19 protein-coding genes are annotated in these 25,594 nt (G+C 40.8%); 17 read left to right on the top strand and 2 right to left on the bottom strand.

All coding sequences use genetic code 11. The features are described from left to right. Positions 1 to 177: 177 nt before the first annotated feature. The 3 genes from KA713_10395 (at position 178) to KA713_10405 (ending at position 3,400) form a co-directional block, all read left to right on the top strand. Positions 178 to 585 (top strand): DUF2141 domain-containing protein, encoded by a 408-nt coding sequence (locus tag KA713_10395; GenBank protein UXE68953.1) that lies wholly within the window; start codon positions 178 to 180, stop codon positions 583 to 585. A gap of 290 nt (positions 586 to 875) precedes the next feature. Further along, on the top strand, positions 876 to 2,174 hold the full coding sequence (locus KA713_10400) for a 2-oxo acid dehydrogenase subunit E2 (GenBank protein ID UXE68954.1): 1,299 nt from the start codon (positions 876 to 878) through the stop codon (positions 2,172 to 2,174). Between the two features lie 77 nt (positions 2,175 to 2,251). After that, positions 2,252 to 3,400, top strand: a complete 1,149-nt coding sequence (locus KA713_10405; GenBank protein UXE68955.1) for a cystathionine gamma-synthase — start codon at positions 2,252 to 2,254, stop codon at positions 3,398 to 3,400. 104 nt (positions 3,401 to 3,504) lie between these two features. On the opposite strand, the gene KA713_10410 is transcribed toward KA713_10405, so the two are convergent. After that, complete coding sequence (locus tag KA713_10410; GenBank protein ID UXE68956.1) at positions 3,505 to 4,734, bottom strand: MFS transporter; 1,230 nt, start codon at positions 4,732 to 4,734, stop codon at positions 3,505 to 3,507. A 153-nt stretch (positions 4,735 to 4,887) separates the two neighbouring features. Between KA713_10410 and KA713_10415 the strand changes: the two genes are divergently transcribed. Further along, positions 4,888 to 8,025: a glycosyl hydrolase gene (locus KA713_10415; protein ID UXE68957.1), complete on the top strand. Its 3,138-nt coding sequence runs from the start codon at positions 4,888 to 4,890 to the stop codon at positions 8,023 to 8,025. Positions 8,026 to 8,103: 78 nt separating this feature from the next. Here KA713_10415 and KA713_10420 read toward each other — a convergent pair whose 3' ends face one another. Further along, positions 8,104 to 8,583: a response regulator gene (locus KA713_10420; protein ID UXE68958.1), complete on the bottom strand. Its 480-nt coding sequence runs from the start codon at positions 8,581 to 8,583 to the stop codon at positions 8,104 to 8,106. Between the two features lie 256 nt (positions 8,584 to 8,839). Between KA713_10420 and KA713_10425 the strand changes: the two genes are divergently transcribed. The 13 genes from KA713_10425 (at position 8,840) to KA713_10485 (ending at position 25,532) form a co-directional block, all read left to right on the top strand. Beyond that, on the top strand, positions 8,840 to 10,198 hold the full coding sequence (locus KA713_10425) for a sigma-54-dependent Fis family transcriptional regulator (GenBank protein UXE68959.1): 1,359 nt from the start codon (positions 8,840 to 8,842) through the stop codon (positions 10,196 to 10,198). A 12-nt stretch (positions 10,199 to 10,210) separates the two neighbouring features. Then, a complete protein-coding gene (locus KA713_10430; GenBank protein UXE68960.1) occupies positions 10,211 to 10,759 on the top strand; it encodes a heme NO-binding domain-containing protein in 549 nt (182 codons plus the stop codon). After that, on the top strand, positions 10,760 to 11,629 hold the full coding sequence (locus KA713_10435; GenBank protein UXE68961.1) for a hypothetical protein: 870 nt from the start codon (positions 10,760 to 10,762) through the stop codon (positions 11,627 to 11,629). Positions 11,630 to 11,793: 164 nt separating this feature from the next. After that, positions 11,794 to 13,536, top strand: a complete 1,743-nt coding sequence (locus tag KA713_10440; GenBank protein ID UXE68962.1) for a response regulator — start codon at positions 11,794 to 11,796, stop codon at positions 13,534 to 13,536. 150 nt (positions 13,537 to 13,686) lie between these two features. Continuing rightward, a complete protein-coding gene (locus tag KA713_10445) occupies positions 13,687 to 14,160 on the top strand; it encodes a hypothetical protein (GenBank protein UXE68963.1) in 474 nt (157 codons plus the stop codon). A 23-nt stretch (positions 14,161 to 14,183) separates the two neighbouring features. Beyond that, positions 14,184 to 18,320: a VCBS repeat-containing protein gene (locus tag KA713_10450; GenBank protein UXE68964.1), complete on the top strand. Its 4,137-nt coding sequence runs from the start codon at positions 14,184 to 14,186 to the stop codon at positions 18,318 to 18,320. Positions 18,321 to 18,528: 208 nt separating this feature from the next. Next, a complete protein-coding gene (locus tag KA713_10455) occupies positions 18,529 to 18,966 on the top strand; it encodes a response regulator (GenBank protein UXE68965.1) in 438 nt (145 codons plus the stop codon). Further along, positions 18,963 to 19,346 carry a polysaccharide biosynthesis/export family protein gene (locus KA713_10460; protein ID UXE68966.1) on the top strand — a complete coding sequence of 128 codons (384 nt, stop codon included), beginning with the start codon at positions 18,963 to 18,965 and terminating at the stop codon, positions 19,344 to 19,346. The genes KA713_10455 and KA713_10460 overlap by 4 nt, the downstream gene beginning before the upstream one ends. After that, the gene (locus KA713_10465) at positions 19,343 to 19,717 is read left to right on the top strand and encodes a hypothetical protein (protein ID UXE68967.1); all 375 of its coding nucleotides are present in this window, start codon (positions 19,343 to 19,345) and stop codon (positions 19,715 to 19,717) included. Before KA713_10460 ends, KA713_10465 begins: the two co-directional genes overlap by 4 nt. Position 19,718: 1 nt before the next feature. Further along, positions 19,719 to 21,908 (top strand): hypothetical protein, encoded by a 2,190-nt coding sequence (locus KA713_10470; GenBank protein ID UXE68968.1) that lies wholly within the window; start codon positions 19,719 to 19,721, stop codon positions 21,906 to 21,908. Further along, positions 21,905 to 23,137 (top strand): hypothetical protein, encoded by a 1,233-nt coding sequence (locus KA713_10475; GenBank protein ID UXE68969.1) that lies wholly within the window; start codon positions 21,905 to 21,907, stop codon positions 23,135 to 23,137. Before KA713_10470 ends, KA713_10475 begins: the two co-directional genes overlap by 4 nt. Then, positions 23,128 to 24,240: a glycosyltransferase family 4 protein gene (locus KA713_10480; GenBank protein ID UXE68970.1), complete on the top strand. Its 1,113-nt coding sequence runs from the start codon at positions 23,128 to 23,130 to the stop codon at positions 24,238 to 24,240. The genes KA713_10475 and KA713_10480 overlap by 10 nt, the downstream gene beginning before the upstream one ends. Continuing rightward, positions 24,237 to 25,532 carry an O-antigen ligase family protein gene (locus KA713_10485; protein ID UXE68971.1) on the top strand — a complete coding sequence of 432 codons (1,296 nt, stop codon included), beginning with the start codon at positions 24,237 to 24,239 and terminating at the stop codon, positions 25,530 to 25,532. The genes KA713_10480 and KA713_10485 overlap by 4 nt, the downstream gene beginning before the upstream one ends. The last annotated feature ends 62 nt before the right edge of the window (positions 25,533 to 25,594 follow it).

The raw sequence follows: 25,594 nt of genomic DNA on the forward strand, positions 1-25,594 counted from the left end.
ATTTTATTTGAAAAGGGAAGGTAATAAATTCGTGCGAGGTAAACTTTATTTTTTTGTTAATGTTGATGAGTGGGGGGAAGATGCTAGATGCTGGTTACTAGATGCTAGATGCTGGTTACTAGATGCTAGCCGCCCAGTTACCTGAATCCAGTTTCAAGAAACCTATAAGAATAAAATATGAAACTACTACTTTTCTCTTTTCTCATCGGTTGTGTGGATCAGATGTTAATGGCCCAAAACTTAACCGTGCGCATTGAAAACATAAAAGACGATCAAGGGCAAGTGGCGGTGGCCCTCTTTAATAATGCTTCTGATTTTCCAAAGAATCGATTTCAAGGAAAGATGACGCCCGCCAAAAAAGGAGAAGTGGAAGTGGTTTTTGAAAATTTGCCTGCTGGTGATTACGCCATTAGCATATTGCATGATGTCAACAAAGACGGTAAGATGAACACCAATTTTATGGGCATTCCCAAAGAAGGCTATGGCTTCTCAAACAATGCGATGGGCACCATGGGGCCACCCAGTTTTGAAAAAGCCAAGTTTAAGTTGAGCAGTGAGAAAGTGGTGATAAGGATGAGATACTGATGAATAGTATTCATCATGGAAGATAATATTCCCAATCCGAGTATCGAAAGATAGCCTATACCGATCCCTAAAAACCATCTTACAAGGTGATTGACCGAATTGAAAAAATTCCGTAAACGAAAATCCTCAAAACCACAAAGAAAATTTTGATCTAGGCTAGAGCGTATGGTGTTTTGTTTGGGTAGACATTTAATCACGGATTTAACCGTATGCGTCAATCAAGTGCAGATAAGAACAACTGCCCTGCAACAAAAAATTCTGCTTACCTTGCGGCCTCAAACGATTGAACCATGGCACGCGTAGAATTGATCATGCCCAAGATGGGTGAAAGTATTATGGAAGCAACGATCTTGAACTGGTTAAAAAAACCAGGCGACAAAATCGAGCAAGACGAAAGTGTGCTGGAGGTGGCTACCGATAAAGTGGATACCGAAGTTCCTTCCACTCACGCAGGCGTGCTGAAAGAAGTGCTGGCCAAAGAAGGCGAGATAGTGAAGGTTGGAAAGGCCATTGCGGTGATTGAAACAGAAATAAATGCTACCGATACAAAACCAAGCACAATCGAACCACCAAAAACCTCTGTTGCGCCTGTTGAAAAAGTGATGGTGTCGGCATCGTCCAGCAATGGAAATGGCTCGGTACACGCGCATGCTACCGATTACAAATCTTCGTCACGGTTTTATTCTCCGTTGGTGAAAAATATTGCAAAGGAAGAACAAATTGCTTTGGCGGAACTTGAAAGTATTTCTGGCACAGGTGCTGAAGGCCGGGTCACCAAAAAAGATATTCTTGGTTATGTGCAGCAGCGCAAGTTAGGGCAAACGGTGGCCATGGGTGTTCGGACTACAGCCGCACCCCTTGTTCCTGCTTCCATTAGCGGTGGCGATGAAATCATTCAGATGGATCGCATGCGCAAGATGATTGCTGAGCGTATGGTGGACAGCAAACGTATATCACCACACGTTACTTCCTTCGTAGAAGCAGATGTCACCAACATTGTGTTTTGGCGCAACAAATGGAAAAATGATTTTCAAAAGCGTGAGGGCGATGCACTTACGTTCACTCCTATTTTTATTGAAGCGGTGATGTTAGCCATCAAAGATTTCCCAATGATCAACGTGCAGGTAGATGGCGACCGCATTATCAAAAAGAAAGATATCAACATTGGTATGGCCGTAGCTTTGCCTACTGGAAACCTGATTGTGCCCGTTATTCGCAATGCTGACCAATACAACATTACGGGTTTGGCCAAAGCCGTAAATGACTTAGCAAAACGTGCACGCGAAAATAAATTGAAGCCCGATGAATTGGCAGGCGGAACCTTTACCGTATCGAATGTGGGTTCATTTGGAAATGTGATGGGCACCCCGATTATCATGCAACCCCAAGTAGCCATTTTGGCGTTGGGTGCAGTTCAGAAAAAACCTTCTGTTATTGAAACACCTTATGGTGATGCCATCGCTATTCGTCATAAAATGTTTTTGTCTCACTCGTACGATCACCGCGTGGTGGATGGTGCGCTGGGCGGAAGTTTTGTGAGAAGAGTGGCCGATTACTTGGAGAAGTTTGATGCGAATAGAAGCATCTAGAAAAGAAGTTAGAAGTTAGAATTTTCGATCGCCAAACAAATCTTACATCTCAAATCAAAAATCTAAAATTCTAAAGAATGCAATTCGGAACCAAAGCCATTCACGCAGGGGTTGAACCCGATCCATCTACGGGAGCAATCATGACACCTATTTTTCAAACATCCACCTATGTGCAAGAGTCGCCCGGTAAACATAAGGGCTATGCCTATGCGCGCGGAGCGAACCCAACACGTAATCAATTGCAGAAAAATATCGCTGCCCTAGAAAATGGAAAGTTTGGATTGTGTTTCTCTTCTGGTATGGGTGCGACCGATGCAGTGCTTCGCTTGTTAAACCCAGGCGATGAAGTAATCACCAGCAACGATTTGTACGGTGGGTCGTATCGGTTGTTTACCAAAGTGTATGAGCGCGCAGGCATCACGTTTCGTTTTATTGATCTAACCGATGTAAACAACATCGCGCCTCATGTCACCTCCAAAACAAAATTGTTGTGGATTGAAACGCCTTCTAATCCCCTGATGCGGATCATTGACATTGCAGGTTGCGTGGCGCTTGCCAAAAAGCATAACATTCAGGTAGCCGTTGACAATACCTTTGCGTCACCTTATTTGCAAAATCCATTGGACTTGGGTGCAGACATTGTGATGCACTCGGTAACAAAGTATTTGGGGGGGCATAGCGATGTAATCATGGGCGCGCTGGTAGTTAATGATGAACAACGCTACAAAGATTTGGCCTTCATTGCCAATTCATGCGGGGCCGTGCCGGGTCCACAAGATTCTTTCTTGGTACTGCGCGGAATTAAGACCTTGCATTTACGTATGGAGCGACATTGCTCAAATGGAAAAAAAGTAGCGGAATTTTTACGCCACCACCCTAAAGTAGGTAAAGTATATTGGCCTGGTTTTACCGATCACCCCAATCATGCGATTGCCAAAAAGCAGATGAAGGATTTTGGTGGTATGCTTTCGTTTACTTTAAAGAACGACAGCTTGGAAAATGCTACCACCTTGATGGAAAGTGTTGAAATTTTTTCACTGGCAGAATCACTAGGCGGAGTAGAGTCATTGATAAATCACCCAGCATCCATGACGCACGCCAGCATCCCGAAAGAAGAACGCACTAAAAATGGATTGAGCGATTCGCTTATTCGATTGAGTGTTGGGGTAGAGGATGCAGAAGATATTTTAGCGGATTTGGAGCAAGCGTTGGAAAAAGTGAAGTAACTCAAACGGTGAATGGAGTCACCACCACAAACTCACTTCCCTTTCCTGAATTGCCTGCTGGTAATAAATTTACTTTGGAGTTAATTACGAAAAATCGGAGTATATCAATCCTTCTCGACAAAATTCATGTCCCTTGAAAATGTTTCGTCAATAGCCAAAAAGGCGATTAAAGCAATCACCAAGGTAATAGCCCCTACACCCAAAGCACCATATACTACACCCCAATGACTGCGCAGTACTTGAAACAAGGCGGTGAATGGCACCACGGTGCCACGTATAAAATTAGGCACGGAAGTAGCCACTGTGCTGCGCAAGTTGGTACCAAATTGCTCGGCCGCGATGGTAACAAACAATGCCCAATAGCCTGCCCCAAAACCAAGCAAAAAGCAATTAAAATAAAACCGCTCTGGCGAAATGTGTGTGGTGAACAAATAAACTAGTACAAACACACACGTGAGTACAATAAAAAGGAGCACCACTTTTTTTCGGCTCTTCAAAAACTGGCTGAGAAGGCCACTGACCAAGTCACCAGCGGCCAAACCAATATAACTCCACATTACGGCATCGCCACTAAAAATTTTTTCAGTGACGCCAAGCGTAGCGGCAATCTCAGGAGAAGCAAAAATCAAAATACCAATTACATACCAAATAGGAGTACCAATAAAAATACAGCCCAAAAATTTCTTCAGTCGGGTGGCATTCGTAAACAACATAAAAAAATTACCGCGTTCAATGGAGGTACCTTTCAATTCTAAAAAAACATTCGACTCAAACACACTGATGCGCAAGAGGAGCAGCAACAAGCCCAATCCGCCTCCTACAAAATAGGCAACCTGCCAATCGCTGAATTCTTTGGCTACAAAGTTAGCCACTACAGCGCCCATCAGCCCAACGGTTGCAACCAATGTTGTGCCGTATCCGCGCAAGCGAGTGGGCAGCGACTCTGAAACCAATGTAATGCCAGCACCCAATTCTCCAGCCAAACCAATACCTGCAATAAAACGCAACACCGCATACTGATTGACAGAGGTAACAAATCCGTTGGCAATGTTGGCGAGCGAATACAATAAAATTGAACCAAATAACACCGACAGCCTGCCACGCTTATCGCCCATAATGCCCCAAATCAATCCGCCCAATAACAGGCCAAACATTTGCCATTGCAAAAGAAATTCGCCTTTGGTCAACAGCTGATCATCCGGCACACCCATCGAAATCAAACTTGGCCTTCGCACAATGCTGAAGAGGAGTAAATCATAAATGTCTACGAAGTAACCCAAGGCAGCCACAATCACGGGCAGGCTGAATAGAGGCTTGAAACTACGGTCTTCCATCGGCTAAATTTTGGTTAAAGTAGTTTATTTTTTGGTTTGGGCAAAGGTGTATGATTGGATGATATTAATGCAGCAACCACTCATAAAAAAGTGTTCTGAAAATCGGATGATTTACAGTAATCTCGTCTCTTAAATAGAAAAACCTACATCACTATGCGTAAACTTACTTCTCTCCTGCTGTTGCTGCTCTTCTCGGTGGCAGCCGTTGCACAAAAGAAAGATCCTAAAGAAAAAACGAACTCGCTAACGTTCGATGAGAAATTATATAAAGGAATGGAATGGCGCAGCATTGGCCCCTTCCGGGGTGGTCGGTCGGCAGCCGTAACGGGTGTGCCCGGCAAACCAAATTTATTTTACATGGGCGCTACGGGCGGTGGCGTATGGCGCACAAAGGATGCCGGAAACACCTGGTACAACCTCTCCGATGGGTTTTTTGGTAGCTCCATAGGTTCCGTGGCCGTGAGCGAGTGGGATAACAATGTGATTTATGTGGGTCAAGGTGAAGGCACCGTGCGGGGCAATGTATCGTATGGTCATGGCATGTGGAAATCTACCGATGCAGGAAAAACGTGGATATTCGCGGGACTAAAAGATTCGAAGCACATTCCACGCATTCGCATTCATCCTAAAAATCCGGAGTTAGTATATGCTGCTGTGATGGGCGATTTGTTCAAATCATCGGAAGAACGTGGTGTGTACAAAAGTGAGGACGGAGGAAAAAATTGGAAACGTGTTTTGTTTGCCAATGCCAATGCAGGAGCGGTTGACCTAGCGATGGACCCTAACAACCCGCGTGTGTTGTATGCTTCCATGTGGAGAATCCGTAGAACACCGTATAGCATGGAAAGTGGTGGTGAGGGCTCGGGCATTTACAAAAGTACCGATGGTGGCGAAACGTGGAAAAACATTTCTTCGAATGAAGGCATGCCCAAAGGAATTTGGGGGATTTCATGCGTATCGGTTTCGCCTGTAAATTCCAATCGTGTATATGCTATCATTGAAAATGAAAATGGCGGAGTTTACCGCTCAGAAGACGCGGGAACCACGTGGAAAAAAATGAACGAAGATAGAAATCTGCGCCAACGCGCTTGGTACTACACAAAAATTTATGCCGATACTAAAGATGAAGACATTTGTTATGTGATGAATGTATCGTACCACAAATCAAAAGATGGTGGCAAAACATTTCAAAGCTACAACGCACCCCATGGCGATCATCACGATTTGTGGATCGCCCCCGAAGACAACCAGCGCATGATCATTGCCGATGATGGTGGCGCCCAAGTTTCGTTCGATGCCGGAGAAAACTGGACTACCTACCACAATCAGCCCACGGCACAATATTACCGTGTAGTTACCGACAATCATTTTCCATATCGTATTTATGGAGCGCAGCAAGACAATAGTACGCAACGCGTTGCGCACCGGACCGATGGTTTCTCCATTGGTGAGCGCGATTGGGAGCCAACAGCAGGTGGTGAGAGTGGGCATATTGCTGTTGACCCGCTTGACAACGATGTGGTGTATGGTGGAAGTTATGATGGCTTATTGACACGCGTCAATCACGCCACAGCAGAAGAGCGCAACATCAACGCTTGGCCTGATAATCCGATGGGGCACGGGGCAGAAGGCGCGAAGTATCGTTTTCAATGGAACTTTCCAATTTTCTTTTCGCCACACAATCCCAAAAAATTGTACGCGGCTTCTCAGCATTTGCACGTGAGCTACAATGCAGGCGAAAGTTGGGAATTGGTGAGCCCCGATTTAACACGCAACGATCCAACAAAACTAGGGCCCTCCGGTGGACCCATTACCAAAGACAACACGGCCGTGGAATATTATTGTACCCTCTTCGCTGTGGCAGAATCACCCTATGAAAAAGATTTGATTCTGGCAGGCTCAGATGATGGTTTATTAAACATCACCCGCGATGGTGGAAAAAATTGGGCCAAACTTTCGGTGGCCGGGATGCCCGAGTGGACGATGATCAACAGCGTAGAATTTAGTCCCCACGAAAAAGGGGCTGCCTATGTAGCCACCACTAGTTATAAGTCGGGCGATTACAAACCCTATTTGTTCAAGACAAAAGATTATGGTAAAACATGGACAAAAATTACAGATGGTATTGACCCGAATCATTTCACAAGAGTTGTGAGAACCGATTTGAAACGACAAGGCTTACTTTATGCAGGAACAGAATTCGGAATGTACATTTCATTTGATGATGGTACCAGTTGGAAACCCTTTCAATTGAATTTGCCAATCGTACCAGTCACAGATTTAACCATCAAAAACGACAATCTCATCGCGGCCACGCAAGGAAGAAGTTTTTGGTTGATTGACGACATCACTCCGCTGCATCAATTGAACGAAACGATTGCAACCAGTGATTTTCATCTATACAAACCCATGCCAAGCTACCGAATGAACGGTGGGCAAGGTGGTTGGAGAGGCGAGCCAAAAACAGAAGGCAAGAATCATCCAGGTGGTGTGATGATTCACTATTATTTAAAAGACACAACCAAAACCGTTGCTTCATTGGAGATTTTAGAAATAGACGGTAAGCTGATCAAAAAATTTGCGACCAAGCCCGACAAAAAAGCAAAAGAAGAACAGCTAAAAATGAAACCTGGCATGAACCGCCACGTATGGAACATGCGCTATGCCGATGCAGAGGGTTTTGATGGACTGATTATGTGGGCGGCATCGCTTACTGGCCCCAAAGCCATTCCGGGTAAGTACAAAGCAAAGTTGACTGTTAACGGAAAATCATCTGAAACGGAATTTGAGATCGTAAAAGATCCACGCACCAGTGGTACTGTTGCCGACATCAAAGCACAGTTTGATTTCTCCATTGCTGTGCGCGACAAGCTCAGCGATACACATAAGGCCATTAAAAAAATCAGAACGGCCCGTGAGCAACTCAATCGCGTAACCGAACCCATGAAAGGCAAAGAAGACATGAAAGAAGTGACCGAAATGGGAAAATCTATTTTGGACGAAATGAAGAAAATTGAAGAGGCCTTGTATCAAACCAAAAACAAAAGCGGGCAAGACCCTTTGAACTATCCCGTTCGTTTGAACAACAAACTTGGGGCATTGGGTTCCGAAGTAGATGGCAGTGACTACAAACCAACGGAGCAAGTGAAAGCCGTTTACAATGAGATCACAGAAAAAATAAACGAGCAACTCAACTTACTCAATAAAGTGATGACCGATAAAGTGCCGAAGTTTAATGAATTGGTTAAGCAAAAGCAAGTGAGTGCTATTTCGGTAGGTGATGTGATGTAACGAGCAAAAAACAGTGGGTTGAAATAGCATTTGTGTTGAACGAGTGCCTGCTTCACTCACTGTTTTGGTTCAATATCCCTATGTTAGCAATAAGTAAAGCAAAATTGCGATGACTACGGAGCTAAGTACAATTGAGACAACCAAAAGTTTTTTTCTATTTTTTGCTTTTACTACATTCATCTGTTTGCCATCTGCAATTTTCTCAAGTCGCAATTTGAGTCTCAGTAAACTAGCGCTATCCTTTCCGATGTACTCGTCAGATCCGTGGTTAAAGGCATCTGAAACGAGCGATACTTTTTCTTCTGCTGAAATATAAATTACTGATGTTGCTTTGTTTTCATATCTAATATTTCGAAGCACGTCCAAACCCTGAAGTCCATTACCCAAGTTATGATCCAAAATAATTACGTCAGGCTTTTCAGATAAGTGCTTCAAGCACTCTTCCCCAGAAAAAAAACCACGCGCACTGTGGCCAAGTAACGTAAGGTATGATAAAAGCATCTCTTGATAAGTAGGATCATCATCCACCACCCAAGTATTTAAAGGAATTGTATTCATATCTTTCAATAGTTGTTTCGCCATAAGGAATCAATAACTAATCCAACTAAAGAAAGCACATTATACGAGTTATTTGAAGTACTAATCATTAACCTCAACCCATTTTGGGAATTGATTTCCATCTGATGGATTGATTGATTTCTCTCTCAAACAATATAAAGTGCAAAAATCATAGCAATAAGTCAAATTCACAACTACCCAGCTTGATTCTGACAGATGGTCTAAATGTTGTATTTGGAAACCAAAACAAAATATAATGAGTCAATTAAAAATATTTTTGGTGGAGGATGACCCGTGGTATGGAGAATTGTTAAAATACCACTTATCTCTGAATCCAGATTACAATGTGTCCCTGTTTAAAAATGGAGCGACCCTTCTCCAAAATCTGTATATAAAGCCCGATGTTATATGCATTGATTATGGGTTACCTGACATAAAAGGCGACTTGCTCCTCTCAAAAATCCATTTGGTCAATAAATCCATACCCGTTGTTATTATTAGTGGACAAGAAGAGATTTCTGTAGCATTAAAATTATTGCAAAATGGCGCAAGTGAATACATTATTAAAGACGAAAACACGAAACATCTGTTGTGGAATGCTATCCTCAAGATAAAAGAGAACACTCATCTGAAAGCGGAAGTAGAGATTCTGAGGGAACAATTGGTTCAACGCTACAGTTTTGAGAAAACCATCATTGGGCAAAGCGAATCGCTGAAGAAAATTTTTTCACTGCTCGAAAAAGCAGCCGGAAACAACATCAATGTTTCTATAACGGGCGAAACGGGTACAGGAAAAGAAGTGGTGGCAAAAGCAATACATTTTAATAGCGCTCGAAAAAAGAAGCCTTTTGTAACGGTAAACATGGCAGCCATACCGAAAGAGCTAATGGAAAGCGAATTGTTTGGCCATGAAAAAGGATCTTTTACTGGCGCACAAACCAGAAGGATTGGTAAATTTGAAGAGGCCCAAGGCGGTACCATTTTCTTAGACGAAATTGCAGAATTAGACTTTAACCTACAAGCTAAGTTATTGCGGGTTTTACAAGAAAGAGAAATCACCCGGGTAGGTGGCAACGAGTCCGTAAAGTTGGACGTACGTATCATTACTGCTACACACCAAAACCTGGCACTACTGGTGCAACAGAAAATGTTCAGAGAAGATTTGTATTATCGTTTGCTAGGTTTACCTATAACACTTCCTGCATTGAGAGAGAGAGGCACTGATATTTTGATCCTCGCGAAACATTTCATACAAGAGTTCTCGGCATCCAATAGAATGAAAGTACCTCAGTTATCAGAAGACGCAAGAGAAAAACTAATGCGATACAACTTCCCTGGCAATGTGCGTGAGTTAAAAGCGATTGTAGATCTTGCTTGCGTGATGAGTGATGGTCAAATAATTGAATCCTCAGACATTACCTATCCATCCGTGGGCATCACTCAAGAACTAACTGCAGTTGAAAAAACAATGGAGGAGTATAACTGGGATGTTATCATGACCTTTCTAAAGAAATATAACAACAATGTAATGATGGTAGCGAAAAAGTTAGGAATTGGAAAGAGTACCATCTACAATCTTATCAAAAAGAATGAACTACAACTACAAATAAATTAAAATCCGAAAATTATGTATGGAATTGTAAACAAAGCCATTGAAGATTTAATCAAGGAAAACTTTGGCGAAGAAAAATGGGAGGCCATCAAGAAAAAAAGTGGGGTGGATATTGATTTCTTTTTAAGTAATGAGCCATACGATGATGACATCACGTTCAAGTTGGCGGAAGCAGCTTCCGAAGAAACCGGACTTACAATTGAAAACGTTCTCATCGCATTTGGCGAATGGTGGGTTCTACGAACGGGTAAAGAAAAGTATGGTGGCCTAATGGAAGCTGGCGGATCTTCACTGAAAGAGTTTATAAAAAACCTTCCTGTATTTCATAACCGCGTAATGTTGGTTTATCCCAAACTTACCCCTCCCGAATTCAGAGTAACAGACAGCACTGAAAATAGCATACATGTCCACTATTTTTCGAAACGCAAAGGGCTACAAGAATTTGTTCGTGGTCTTTTACAAGGATTAGGCAAACTCTATAATACGCCAGTGGAAATTGAATTGCTAAATACCAGAGACTCTGGTGATGATCATGAGGTTTTCAAAGTAAGCTGGGCAAAGTAAATGAATACCGAAAGCAACTTTTGTTTCAACCATCATCAGTTTAGTAAACTATTCCCATTCTATATCTTGATTAATCAAGAGGGTCAAATTGCTTCTTTTGGCGAAAGCATTGGAAAAATATGCGCTATTGAAAAAGGTGGATTGTTCTCAAATGCATTCAAGTTAAAGCGGCCCTCCACAGATTTTAATCTAAACGACTTGGATTCAATTATCGACCAAATAATCATTATCGAATCCAGGTTTAACAGCAAGCTCGTTTTAAGGGGTCAGTTTGAGTATACCGAACACAAAGAAAATGTTTTCTTCATTGGTACACCATGGTTTGGTTCCATGGATCAAATCGTTGAAAATCAGCTTAGCATTGACGATTTCGCCAAGCATGATTCAATGATTGATTTGCTGCACGTACTTAAAACACAGGAAATAACCACCAACGAAATCAAAGAGTTGTTGAAGAAGGTAAACCTGCAAAAAACCAAAATAACGGAATCGGAAAAAAGAATTTCCTCTCTGGTTCTTAATCTTCAAACGGGTGTTTTGCTTGAAGATGAAACTAGGCACATCGCACTCTGCAACAAAATGTTCTGTGACCTATTTCAAATCCCTGTGCCACCTGAATCATTGATTGGATTAGATTGTTCAAATGCCGCAGAACAGTCAAAATCTCTTTTCAAAGACCCAGAAGGTTTTGTTATTGGGATCACTGAACTACTAATCAACAAAAACACCAAATTGTCTGAGCATCTGGAAATGGCGGATGGTAGAATTCTAGAAAGAGATTACATTCCCATTTTTGTATTGGGTGTCTACAAAGGCATTTATGGAAGTATACAGATGTTACTACTCGATTCAAGTACGAAGAAAATCTAAAAAAACAAGAAGCTAAATACAGAAGTATCATTGAAAGTATAAAGCTCGGTCTATTAGAAGTAAATCTCAAAGACGAGATTCAATATGCCAATCAAAATTTTTGTGAAATATCAGGTTATAAATTACCCGAGCTGCTGAATAAGAAAGCGCACGAAACATTATTGATGGAGGATACCACCCAAATCATTGAAGAGAAAAATGCCATGAGGATGAGAGGGGTATCCGATAGCTATGAGTTGGCTGTGAAAAATAAAAAAGGGGAAGATAGATGGTGGCTGATTAGCGGTGCTCCTAATTACAACGATCGAGGGGAACTTATTGGTTCCATAGGCATCCATTTAGATATTACTGAGCAAAAGTTTTTACAACAGGAATTGCTAATTGCCAAGCAGCGCGCTGAAGAATCCTCAAAAGCCAAGGAGAGTTTTCTTGCGAATATGAGCCACGAAATCAGAACTCCTTTAAATGCTATAATCGGAATGGTTCGCGAGCTTCTAAAAATGAGTCAGAACGCCACACAAAGTCAATACCTAACCTATGCACAATCAGCTAGTCAACACTTGCTGTCAATCATCAACAATATATTGGACATCTCCAAAATTGAAGCGGGTGAGTTAAAGTTAGATAAGCAGACCTTTAACTTGAATCGGTTAATTGATGATGTTCTGGCGATGGCCAGCCCCATGACAAAAGATAAATCCTTAGATATTGTTGTCAACTTAAGTGATGATTTGGCTCGTGCGCACGTGGGCGACCCCAACCGAATTCGACAGATTTTGCTGAACATCCTTAGCAACTCGATTAAGTTCACTGAAAAAGGAAAAATTTCCTTGACGTGCCATCTTGTTAAAGGCTGTGAAAACTCTCAGGAAATTCTCCTCTCCATTGCTGACACAGGCATCGGCATGGATGCAAACTATCTCAAAACTATTTTCAAGAAATTTAGCCAAGAAGACTTATCTATTGTAAGGAAATATGGAGGCACTGGACTTGGTATGGCCATTACAAACGAATTAATTCAATTGATGGGTGGCCGAATTGAAGTAACAAGTGAAAAAGGAGTGGGCAGTACCTTTACCATTTTTCTAAACTTAGAAATTCAAAAAAATGAAGAAGAACTAAAAGTAAACGATACTATCGAAAACATAGAACTTCGGAACGTTAAAATTCTTTTAGTTGAAGACAACGAGTTGAATCGGTTGGTAGCAACTAATTCATTAAACTACCACCATGCCCTAGTAACCGAAGCTATCAACGGTAAGGAGGCTGTTGAGATCTTAAAGAGCCAACGTTTTGATTTAATTCTGATGGATCTTCAAATGCCAGAAATGGATGGCCTAGAGGCTACGCGCATAATCCGAAATGAACTAAAAATTACAACCCCAATGATTGCGCTTACTGCCAACGCTCTCAAAAATGAAATAGAAAAGTGCATGGAAGTTGGCATGAACGACTACGTAACCAAACCATTTGAAGAAAGGCACTTCTTACAAGTGGTGACCAAGAATTGCAATCTTAAAATGATCACAAAAAAATCTCAACCGATGGATATCGAAATCAAGGATATAAAAAAACAATACGACTTAGTGAAAATAATAGAGTTAAGCCATGGAAATGATTCTTTTGTACAGAAAATGTCGGATTTGTTTTGTACCAATATGAAGGAATCGGTGAACGAATTAAAGCACGGATTTCAAGCAAACGATTACACTAAAATTAAATCGGTTGCCCATCGGATGAAGCCGATGATTGATAATATGTGCATCCATTCGCTTACGCAGGATATTCGAGATTTAGAATCCATTAATATCGATACCCCTGACACTCTGTCCATTGCATCACAGCTGGATAAACTAGAAAAAATAATAATGGAGGTTATTACTGATTTGTCTTCCAAAAAAAACTAGAAATAGTTTCTAAAAATTCCATCCAGTAGCCAGAATTCCACGCACGTGGAATTCTGACTGCTGATTAAAAAATCTAATGCCTTGAAAAACAATTCACTAAGCTTGTGGCTTAATTTTTAAAGACGTGCGTGGTAATTAAAACCACCATGTATGAAAAAATTACTTTACCACGCCATCTCGCTACTTTGTGTATGGATTGGATTCGATGTCCAATATTGTCGTGCGCAGGGCGAGGCATCCACTTATTTTAATGTTTTCGTTCCACCCAACAACGACCCTGTTAAGCGTAATGTATGTTTAGTGGTAACGGCAATCTTTGACGATACCCATTTTGAAATTGAAGATGATGGAGCGGATGGTGATACCGATGATTCTACATCAGGAACATTGTCCAAGGGCCAATCTTACATCTTGTACATTGCAGACAATGGCATTAATGATGATGCCCGCTATGCTTCGGGCGGAGTATGGAAACAGGACGGAGATTATTTTTTTGTGAAATCCAATAAAAATGTTTTGGTATCACAATCTACTAATAGTGATTGGCAACATGATTTTGTGCCATCGATCGGCCAAAAAGGGATTGGTGAAAAGTTCATCGTCTATGCTCCGCAAACCAGCTAGTTCTAAAAGAGACCTCAATACATTTGTGTATCAAGATTCTACCCTCGTCACCATCAAAAGGATTTCCACTAGCCCTACCACACTCTCAGGTTATACCAACTATCAACTACGAAAATGCAATCGTTGTTGGCACTCAGCTCCTTAATAGAGGCCAAGACATTATCTACTTCAAAACGCTAGGTAGAGATGTAATGGAAACAGGACATACCTATATGGTAGAATCCTCTAAACCCATCACGCTGCAATATGGTGCCTTGTTTGGAAATGAAAGAGATGGTGGAGGCAATGTGCCTTCCAGCAATGGAAGCTCTGCAGGTGATTTGTTTTATTTCGCTGTCCCCTACCAGAGCAGTGGAGAGCAAGAAATACGGGTGGTTTCGTGGGATGATAGCAATGCAATAAAACTAGAACGGTACAGTGCTGGCAATTGGATTACAGTAAAAACATGGAATCTAAACAAAAATGGTTTTTCAGACTGGGTTGGCAAATCCAATGGAAATGTATCTTACCCTACTGTATTTCGCATTACCGGAACCACTGGAAAGCGAGTGAGTGTGTTCGAAGCGAATTGGCTTGAAACCGGTAACCCGGGTACCTCTGATATTGGTTCGATGCTCTCATCAGAAAACGGAACTTCGGCAGGTAAAAAGTTTATTGCGTACATCGCCCCTCCGGGAAATGAACACAATGTACGAAACCCCTTTACCGGAGCTCTGTTTAATCAGCAATTGAGCCATCTCTACATATCCTCACGAACAGGTGCAAAGGTTACGGTTAAAGATGCTTACACCAATGGAAAAGATTTTTTCAGAACATATGATATTTCTCCCGAACGCTACATCGATTGTTATCTAACCCTGCAGGATTGGAAGAATATTTATAACGGAACAGGCACTATTGCCGGAGGGCCTGAGCGCCCGTACTTAATTGTAGAATCGGATAAACCCGTCAGTGTTTTCAATACCAACTTTAACGACAATTGGATGACCTACTTGGGAACGGCTCAGTCGCAGGAATTTTCTTTGAAAACCAATATGCCGCCTTATGCTGTTATTCCTGGAGACACGTCAGCCATCGTAACCCAAGTGGTTGTTCAAACCCAATCACCAATAAACAACGCAAGTGCAACGATGCAAGTAGAAGGTAATGTGCAGGTCATATCATCCGTATTCAATAGCCCCTCCGGAACCGTTCAACATGCAGCGATTAGCGATGATTCAAAAACAGCAACCTTTACTAATCTGCCAGCTATCCCATCCAGCCAAACGTATTCATTTACAACTTCAGTGATGGCAACAGTCTCGAACAACCAAGGAAATTTATTCATAGGCAATTCAGTGGGCACGATTACTGCACAAGTAACTGGCACCGTAGATGGCATTACCTTACAGGCTGTTTCATCAGAAGGGATTTTCATTAACTCTTCCGACCAAAGTCAATTGTTGTTTTCAAAGTCTACGGATTCCGCTTGGGATAATTTACTGACAGACTCATGGACGGTTAGCCTCGTTGACTATAACAACGATAACTGGGACGACATTTTTATAAGCGATCGTGATAAACTAAAAAGCAACCACCTGTTTCGAAACAATGGAAATAAAACCTTTACCAAAATTACTTCGGGCGATTTAGTTACAGATGCCGCCATTAGCATTTCAAGTAGCTGGGCAGATATTGACAATGATGGGGACTTGGATGCGTTAGTGGTAAACAACACAGAAAAACCAAATGGATTGTATATCAATAACGGCAATGGAACCTTCACTAAAAAGAAAGATGCAGGATTTCTTCAGCAACCTGCTTATTACCACAATGCCAACTGGGTAGATTATGACAAGGATGGATTGATAGATTTGTTTCTTTGCAACTACTGGCCAACAAAATTCAACGAACTTTGGCATAACGATGGAAATGGAAATTTCTCCCTTCAGACTAACTCCGTTCTTTCGCAAACCCCGGGCAATTCGGTAAGTGCCAGCTGGGCTGATTATGACAACGATGGGTGGGTAGATGTTTTTTTACCTAACAATAAAAACGGAAAAAATAGTTTATTCCGCAACAAGGGCAACGGTCAATTTGAGTCAGTTAACAATATTATTTCGCAAGAAGGTGGCTACTCTGTGGCCAGTTGCTGGGGCGATATCGATGGAAATGGGTATGCTGATTTATTTGTTTCAAATGCATCCGCTAAAAATAATTACCTGTATTTAAATCAAGGAAACGGCATCTTCAGCAAAGTTACCGTATCTGAAGTGGTTAGCAACGGGGGACATTCGCATGGATGTAGTTTTGCCGATATAGATAACGATGGTGACCTCGATCTGTATGTGAACAATGACACTGGTGACAAGTTTCTATATCTCAACAACGGTAGCGGATCATTTACCAGGAGAACGAACGAAGCGATTACCGTAAACTATGGTAATGCCATGGGGCATGCATGGGCCGATTTAGACAAAGATGGAGACCTTGATTTATTTAGTGTTACCCATAGCAAACAACCTAATTACCTTTTTTGGAACAATGGAAATACCAATCGGTGGCTCTATACAAAATTGGTTGGAGAGCGTTCAAATAAATCAGCTGTTGGCGCAAAGCTGCGCATAAAAAGCAATGGACGTTGGCAAATGAAAGAAGTTACCAGCTCAACAGGAATTGGTGGCCAAGGTAGCTATCGGAATCATTTTGGACTTGGGTCATCATCAATGGCAGACTCATTGATGATCCATTGGCCTTCCGGGTTCACTCAAATCATTACCAATTTAGCAGCCAATCAAAATTTGGTTATCACCGAAGAAGCGGGAAGTTTGGTACAAGCAACTTTTTATGTTGATTCAAATAACAACTGTGTTAGAGATTCAGGAGAAATACCTTTAGTCAATCAATCTATTCTGGTGAATCCGTTGAATCTTACACTTTTTACCAATGCCAATGGTAATATAACTTCAAAACTAGCTCCGGGCAATTACACATTACGGTTTATCAATAATGCCAACTACGAAGCAACTTGTATGGGATCGTTAAATGTAACCATTTCTGCTTCTGGGCAGACCATACAATTAGGTGAAATTGGTATCAAGCCACTGTGCAATTGCGTTGATGCCAGTATTGCCTTATTTACTACCTCTTTACGGAGAGGATTTGGTCAAGATCATTTCGCGCAAGTATTAAATATTGGGAACCAAGAAGCCGCTGATATTGAAGTAAAAATAACAGCGCCCCAAAACCTTCCCTTCAAAAAGGCTGAACCCGCATGGAACAAACGCCAAGCGAACGGAAGTGACTATGAGTACTTTTGGAACTATTCGCAATTGGCCGCTAACGAAACACAAACCATTAAAATCAGAGATAGCGTAACCCTCAATCTAATGGTGGGCGATGAAATAGTGGTGAAGGGTGAAATCACAACCACGAGTAGCGAACCCAATACGCAAAACAACCTATCCATAACAAATCATACAATCGTTGGATCAATTGATCCAAACATCCTGATTGCTTCACCGAAAGGGCAAGGCCCCGAACATTTAATACTGGCTGGCCAACCAATTACCTATCAGATACACTTTGAAAATTTTGGAAATCATGAGACGTCTTTTGTTACACTCATCGATACACTTTCTTCACTAATGGATCTGCAAAGCCTATCCAATATCCATTCCAGTCATGAAGGGTTAAGAATGAGCCTTCAAGGCAATGTATTAATTTTTCGTTTTCCCAAAATAAATCTTACTCCGGCCAGCATTGATTCGATTCAAAGTAAAGGTTTTGTAGAATTTCAAGTCCGTACGAGAAATGATGCAAGTGGAGTGATTTACAATAGGGCTAGCATCCTCTTTGATTACAATGAACCTATCATTACAAATACCGAAATGCACACGGTTTTCAACAATCTATCCTCTAGACCTGGAACACTACTTCTTTTCCCAAATCCGGTTCATGAAAATCACAGCACCGTCATCATCAAACCTGAAAAAGAATCGGAAATAAATATTTTGGAAACTGTGGTAATGGATCTACAAGGAAACATACGAAAGAGAATAGAAGCTAACATCTCATTTTTAACATTGGATGTAAGTGATTTGCCCAACGGGGTGTATGTTACTCAGGTGCGCAGCATTGATGGAAAAACCTACTCAGGCAGGTTGATCATTCTTAAGTAAATTATACTCAGATTACACTTCTAGACCCGAGAATTTTATCTCGGGTCTTTTGTTTTTCAGCCTATTTCTATGATTCGATATAATCCTGCGCATGGAAAAAATTTCCACTGCGTGGAAAGCAACCTAATGGTTCAGTTAGAGAGCATTCGTTATCAATTAGTTATGCATTGGCATCAACTTGGAACAAGTGTCGAAAAAACAAAAGCCTATGGAATCATATACCAACTTAAAAATTTTTTTAGTAGATGACGAGCCTTTTCATTCTGCCCTTGTAGAGCAACAGCTGAATAACTTGGGCTACAAAAACATTCATACTTTCCTGTCAGGAACCGATTGCCTAAATCATATCAATGAAAATCCGGACATCATTCTCCTGGATTACAATATGGAGGGTCATTCTGGATTTGAGGTTTTAACAAAAATAAAACGATTCGATCCGAACATTTTTGTAGTAATGCTTTCGGGGCAAGAAGATTTAGAAACTGCCGTGAGCTGTTTAAAATACGGAGCATTCGATTACATCGTAAAAAATAACGATACGGGAAAAAAAATCGATTATGTTCTTCAGCGCATTGCGGTTATACGACAAGAACTGGATAAGGAAAATCAACCAACGTGGAAAAAATTTATAATGACATTAATATGAGTCTTTCCAAATCCATCATCCTATTGTTTTGGATAGCCGCTATCTTACTATCGTCATGCAAAACACAAAATGTATTCGAGTCTAAAAGAAGTAAAAAGTCAAAACTCTCAGAGTTAGATAGTTCATTCCATTACAACTCAACCTACGAGCACATTATTCAAAAAGACGATAAAGTAAGCATTAGCGTTTGGGGTCAGGATGAATTGAGTGTTGGTTCTTCGTATGGGATATACAATTCCAATGAAGTATATGGAAAGTGGTTGCTCGTTGACCAACTAGGCAAGATTGAAATTCCTAAATACGGTTCTTTAAAAGTGGAGGGCCTCACCGTGCCCAAATTGAAAGATACACTAAAAACGATCTATAAAATTGGATTGTGAACGCGGTTGTAGATGTAAAAATATTAAACAAACAAATTACTGTAATGGGCGAGGTGCGAAACCCCTCTGTAGTGCAAGTGGATAAAGACCGGAACACCTTACTGGAAATGATCTCGCGCACGGGTGGATTTGAGTTTTATGCCAACCTTAAATCGATAAAGATTTTACGCCAGCAAGGCCTGCACGTAAAAGTCGCCAAAATTGACCTAACCAAATCGGGCAATTATCAATTCAAGAATATCCAGCTCTATCCCGGTGATATTGTTATCGTTCCGTCTAAGCGGCATAAGACATTTGATAAGCGAATCTCAACGATCATACCGTTTACCTCCACCATTACTGCGGCCGCCATACTTATGGGCGCTTTTTAGTATGGAAGAAAATTTAAGATTAATCAAACCGTATTTAAGAGGTTTCCCTCTAATCCTTTTTGCCATGATTGTGGCAATGCTAGGCGCACGCAAATACCTCACGTACGTCACGCCCATGTATGAGAGCACAGTAAAACTAAAGTTAGCAGATGTAAGCGAAGGTGTGCCTAGCAGTAATTTGTTTAAAGACCTGGATGTTTTTGCTACCTCTAATAAAATCACTGCTGAAATAGAAGTGATAAAATCGAGTGTACTGATTAATAAAGTATTGGATAATCTTGATTTTGACCTAGAAGTATACCGAATCGGACAAGTAAGAAAAGTAGAATTATATCATCAATCACCTTTTATCATTCAAGGAAAATTTACCAACCCCAAAGCGTATGATCAGCGTTTTCTTTTACAAGTTCACTCATTAAAAAAATTTACACTAACATGTTCCGCTTCGGGAGAGATAAAGCAGGGCACATTTGGTCAGCAGTTGGAACTTCGTTATGGGCAAGTGACGATTTCATTGAACCACTCAGTGATTTCAGCCAAAACTGATTTTTCTCTGGTTGACAACTACGAATTTGAGTTCCTAAGCCGAGAGAAACTGATTCGGAAGATAGCTTCCCATTTAGATGTAATCGCTGTTGATAAAGATGTTACAGTCATTCGGATTAATTTCAAAAGCCCAGTTGCAGAAAAGGCTTCGCGTTTGGTAAATCAAATAGCGGAAAGTTATATCACCGACTATATTGACACTAAGTACAGGGCTGCACAAGTTACGGTTCGATTTCTAAACGATCGTATCGATGAGATCGCTAAGAGGTTAGATCAATCTGAGGAAACGATTCAAAGATATCGAAGCGATCGAGACATCATCAATATACATCAAGAAACAGAAACCGACCTTAGAAAAATTGCACAGCTTAAAATTCAATTTGCAAATGTTAAAATGAACCTTAGTGCCATCAGTGAATTGGATTCCTACATTCAAGCTGGGAAAAGTGATTTTTTAGCACTCGCCCCAAATTTCGAAGCCTTTACTGACCTTCTATCGACCGAAATCATAAAAAAAATGAAGCAGTTACAAGCGGATAAGAAAGACCTACTCATAACATTTACACCAGAGGACGAGCGGGTGAAAGTAATTGACTCAAAAATAAAAGATTTAAGTAATTACTTAATTGAAAGCATAGGCAACACCCACAAAAATCTGCAGACCAAGCACAACCGACTTGAAAAGGAAATTGAAGAGGCAGAAAAAGTTTTTATTGGTATTCCGGAAAAAGAGAAAATGCTTACCATACTTAACCGCGAATTTGAAATCTATCAACGCTCTTACAATTTCTTGAACGAGAAAAAAATAGAGGCAGAGATTGCCCAAGCTGCAAAAATTGCATTTCATCGAATCATCTCACCCGCTCTGCCATCGTCCGTACCGGTATCGCCCAATCGGCCTATTACCATCATCGTTTCAAGTATTCTGGCCATGATTGGATCGATCCTGTTCATATTATTCATTCACTTGGCCAAAGCCAAAGTAAACGATGGCTACACTATCGAAAAAAATTCACTTATACCCATTGCTGCGCAAACTCCTTACTTACCCAATACAAAACAAAGAGAAGTACATTTCTTAAGAGAAGTCATTCAATTAGAAATGAAAGGTGTTCTTGAGAATAAAAAAATGATAGCCATCAGTTCGGGTAGTCATCAGGAGGGGAAAACTTTTCATGTTGAAAATTTAGCAAAAGCCTTTGCGCTACAAGGAAGAAAGGTTTTAGTCATAGATTTAAATGATCCTTTAGTAAAACGTGGATTCGCACCATCCATAGAATCAAATCTTGACTATCTCAATCTTAGCCAATTAAAATCAAGGCACTTAACAAAAGTTTCCGTAGAGGAATACCTCAAAAGCTTTTTGAATGATTATCAGTTAATTCTGGTTGACAACGAACCCTTGGAAAGCGAAACATTGGGATTGATGATGATGGGCTGCGCAGATGTTAATTTATTCATTTTAGATTCCAGAAAAACCCCTGCTCGGCAAATTGAAAAAATAGGATTGCTTCAAAAGGAATTTTCATTACCCCATGTTTGGTTTGTTTTGAATCGAGCCGGATACAATCCAAATATACTCTTTGAAGTATGTACTTGGATTACTCAGATAACAAAGCCTTTACGAAGCGCCATCAAAAAATGAAAATCCCTCTTAACTTTCTTAAAGAAAAAAGTACACTCGTACTTGTTGACCAAGCACTTGTTAGTGGATGCAGTTTTATTGCAACATTCGTGATTGCACGATTACTGACCATAGCTGATTTTGGTTTTTACTCAGCACTATTGTTAACAATATATCTTTTGGTGAGCGTTTGCAACGCATGGATCATTCAACCCCTTCAGACCTCCTATGCCAAAGAACCACAAAAGGAAAGCTACCTCGGTTTCGCATTTTATGCACAAGTAGGTTTGTTAGTGATCATAACCATCTCTGTGTTGACATTAACGCACTTTCAACTATTCTCCGATGTGATACCCGGGTGGCAAGCTATTTTCTTTATCAATGCATTTCTTATGCATGATTATCTGCGGAAATGCTTTCTAGTGATCAATGCTGTTAAAAAAATCCTTTGGATGGACTTAGTGCTGTGCGTCATTCAAACAGTAGTATTGATCCTTTCTTTTTCATACACCACTATTCGTTTAACTACACTTATTTTGTACTTAGGATTCGCCTACACGTCTGCGGGAATAATTGGAATTTATTTCTTACAGCTAAACTCTTATGAATTTCACCGTTGGAAGTTTTTTTTTCAGCATCACATCTACCAAGGTAAATGGTTATTCCTAACTGCTGTGGTGCAATGGTGGTCCAGTAATTTTTTTGCAGTAACCGCTGGTATAATTCTAGGCCCGCTGGCATTAGCAGCACTTAGGCTCGTGCAGTCATTGTTTGGAATACTGAATGTTGTTTTGCAGACCTACGAGAATTATGCATTGCCGTTCGCATTTTCGTTGTATCAGCGATCAGCCGATGAATCCAAAAGGTACTTGAGAGACTTTAGCTTCAAGGGTGGTATCGTCATGATGCTTGTTCTATCAATTCTATTCTTTTTCTCAAAAGAAATCATGCATGTAGCGGGAGGACAACAATATGATTCCTATGCATATCTGTTAAAGGGCATGGCCTTGCTCTATTTGATCATCTTCGTTGGGTACCCAATTCGAATGGCTATTCGGATCAAAGAAATGAACCACTTAATCTTTATCGGCTATGTGCTTTCCTTCGTATTCAGTGCACTATTTGCAAAATTTCTTTTGAAGGAATACCAATTACTAGGGGCATTGATTGGCCTTATCGCCAATCAGTTAATTCTCCTCCTATTTTGGCAATATAACTTAATCAAACATCACTATATTCTATGGAAATAATTCATGTAGTACTGGGCAAGGCCAACCCCGAGCGAATGAACGGGGTAAACAAAGTAGTTTATCAACTGGCTACTCGCCAAGCATCGCAAGGAAAAAAGGTAAGTCTTTGGGGCATTACACATACCCTGCAACACAATTACGGTGCGCGCAACTTTGCAACACGTCTTTACCAGGCATATCGCAATCCTTTTCAGCTGGATAAGCAACTGGTGGCTGATCTTACCGCAATGAAAGGGAAAGCTGTAATTCATTTACATGGCGGGTGGATACCCGTTTTTGCTTCCTTGTCGTGGGAGTTAGCAAGGCTCGAAATTCCATTTGTACTTACACCTCATGGCGCTTACAATTTGATTGCGATGCAAAGAAGTAATTGGACAAAGAAAATATACTTTCAACTTTTCGAAAAGAAGCTACTGAAGCGCGCTGGTAAAATACACTGTATTGGTGAAAGTGAAGTAGATGGATTAAAGTCAATTTTTACGACAGACAAAACCTTTTTACTCCCGTACGGATTTGAAGGCACCAAAGCCATTCAACCGATTCGGCAAAAACAGAAAAGATTTGTTATAGGATTTGTGGGTAGGCTAGATATCTACACCAAGGGCCTTGACTTATTAGTGGACGCATTTAGTCAGCTTTATAAAGAGTATTCAGATAGTTCTCTGTGGATTGTGGGAGATAGCGGAGAACGAGTGCTATTGGAAAAGATGGTACAATCAAAAGGGCTCGAAAATAAAGTAGTACTATGGGGCAGCAAGTTTGGCAAAGATAAAGATGAGCTCATGCAACAAATGGATGTGTTTGTTCATCCTTCCAGAAACGAAGGCCTTCCATCATCGGTACTAGAAGCTGCTTCGCTTGGTGTGCCTTGCCTTGTATCCAAGGCTACCAACGTGGGTTCTTATGTTCTGCGTCATCAGGCTGGGTATGTCATCGACAATGAAAATTCTGAACAGCTGCGTAAAAAGCTTGAGGTACTGTACTTAATAAAAAAATTAGATTCGTTAACTGAAATGGGAGCGGGTGCAAAAAAAATGGTAGAACAATCTTTTAGTTGGGATTCTATAGTTCGCGAATTTGATCAACTCTACCCCGTGGCATGATTCCAGCAAAGCTGAATACGGAGTTACCTCACCAATTTTTGAAAAGAACGGAATGGATTCTGTTCACGATTTTGTTTTTGATGATTGCGGGGTTTTTTACATGGAGTGAAAATGTAGTCATCACCCGAGCAATTAAAGTAGTAGGTAGGATGGGGGTAATGATTTGCTCATTCCTCGTTTTTAAACGAATTATTAACTACGGAGCAATTGATTCCCTTCGATGGAAAAATCATTTCTCATTAAGCTTCTATCTTTTTTACCTGCTGCTAGGTTTCGCATCGTTTGCCTGGAGCACCAACCCAGGTTTCAGTGCATTACAATGGTTCATGATTGTTCAGAGTTTAGTATTTAGCTTCTTTTTCACTAAAAGTTTTGCTGCCTTAGATATATTCTTCCCGGGTCATACCATCCGGCTGTATCACCTCATCGGCAATTCTGTTTTCATCCTGATTGCCATCTTTATCATTGGCATGTACATCAATCCTGATACCTTTTTTCGGTTGACCCATGGCGGAGAAGAAGCTAGGCTCGGTGGGTACATTATGAATCCTAACGAACTAGGGATGCTCGCTGGGGTAGGTGTTGCGTGCCTTATTTTTAATCTTTACCGAAACCATCAAAAGAAGTGGACACTAATTAAACTTGCCATTATCTTTTATGCCCTATACTTAACTGGTTCGCGATCATCGTTGATTGGTGCAATACTCATCATTCTATTTCATATCAGTCAATCAAAGAACAAGCAATTAAAAACCATGATAATTGCCGCAGTACTGGTGGTTGCCCCATTGGGTGTGTATAAAGTAATATTAAAAGATGGTGATAGTAGTAGATTAGAAGAAGTCATGAGCATGACAGGCCGTTTACCCTTTTGGACTGCCCTCATTCAAGAAGGATTGCCGCGCGAGCCGTTATTAGGTTTTGGTTTTATGCGTATCGACTACAAAGAATACTTTCAAAGCACTCATACGTATCCCGGAAAAATGACTCACAACACATTTATGCAGGTACTGATGAATTTAGGATTTGTAGGTTTAACAGTGGTCATCTTTCAATTGCTTTTTACCATTCGAGGTTTTTCAATGGAAAAAAATGAAAAGAAAAGAATGCTTTTCGGGATGTTAATCCCAATCCTGATCAACTCTTTCACTGAGTTTGGAATCTTTGGCGAATCCAACTATGGAATTCTATTCTATCAAATCATGATTTTTGCCATCTCGTTTGAACCATCGCCTTTTCTTACAAGAAGTGAATCGCTTCGGCTTGAAATTAGTGCAAAAAACAGATCGTAACACTCAAATCGAGTTCCATCAGATGGAAACTCCTTCCATCCTCTGAACAGTTAGACAATTAT

This window comes from Chryseotalea sp. WA131a (assembly GCA_025370075.1).
Classification (GTDB): Bacteria; Bacteroidota; Bacteroidia; order Cytophagales; family Cyclobacteriaceae; genus ELB16-189.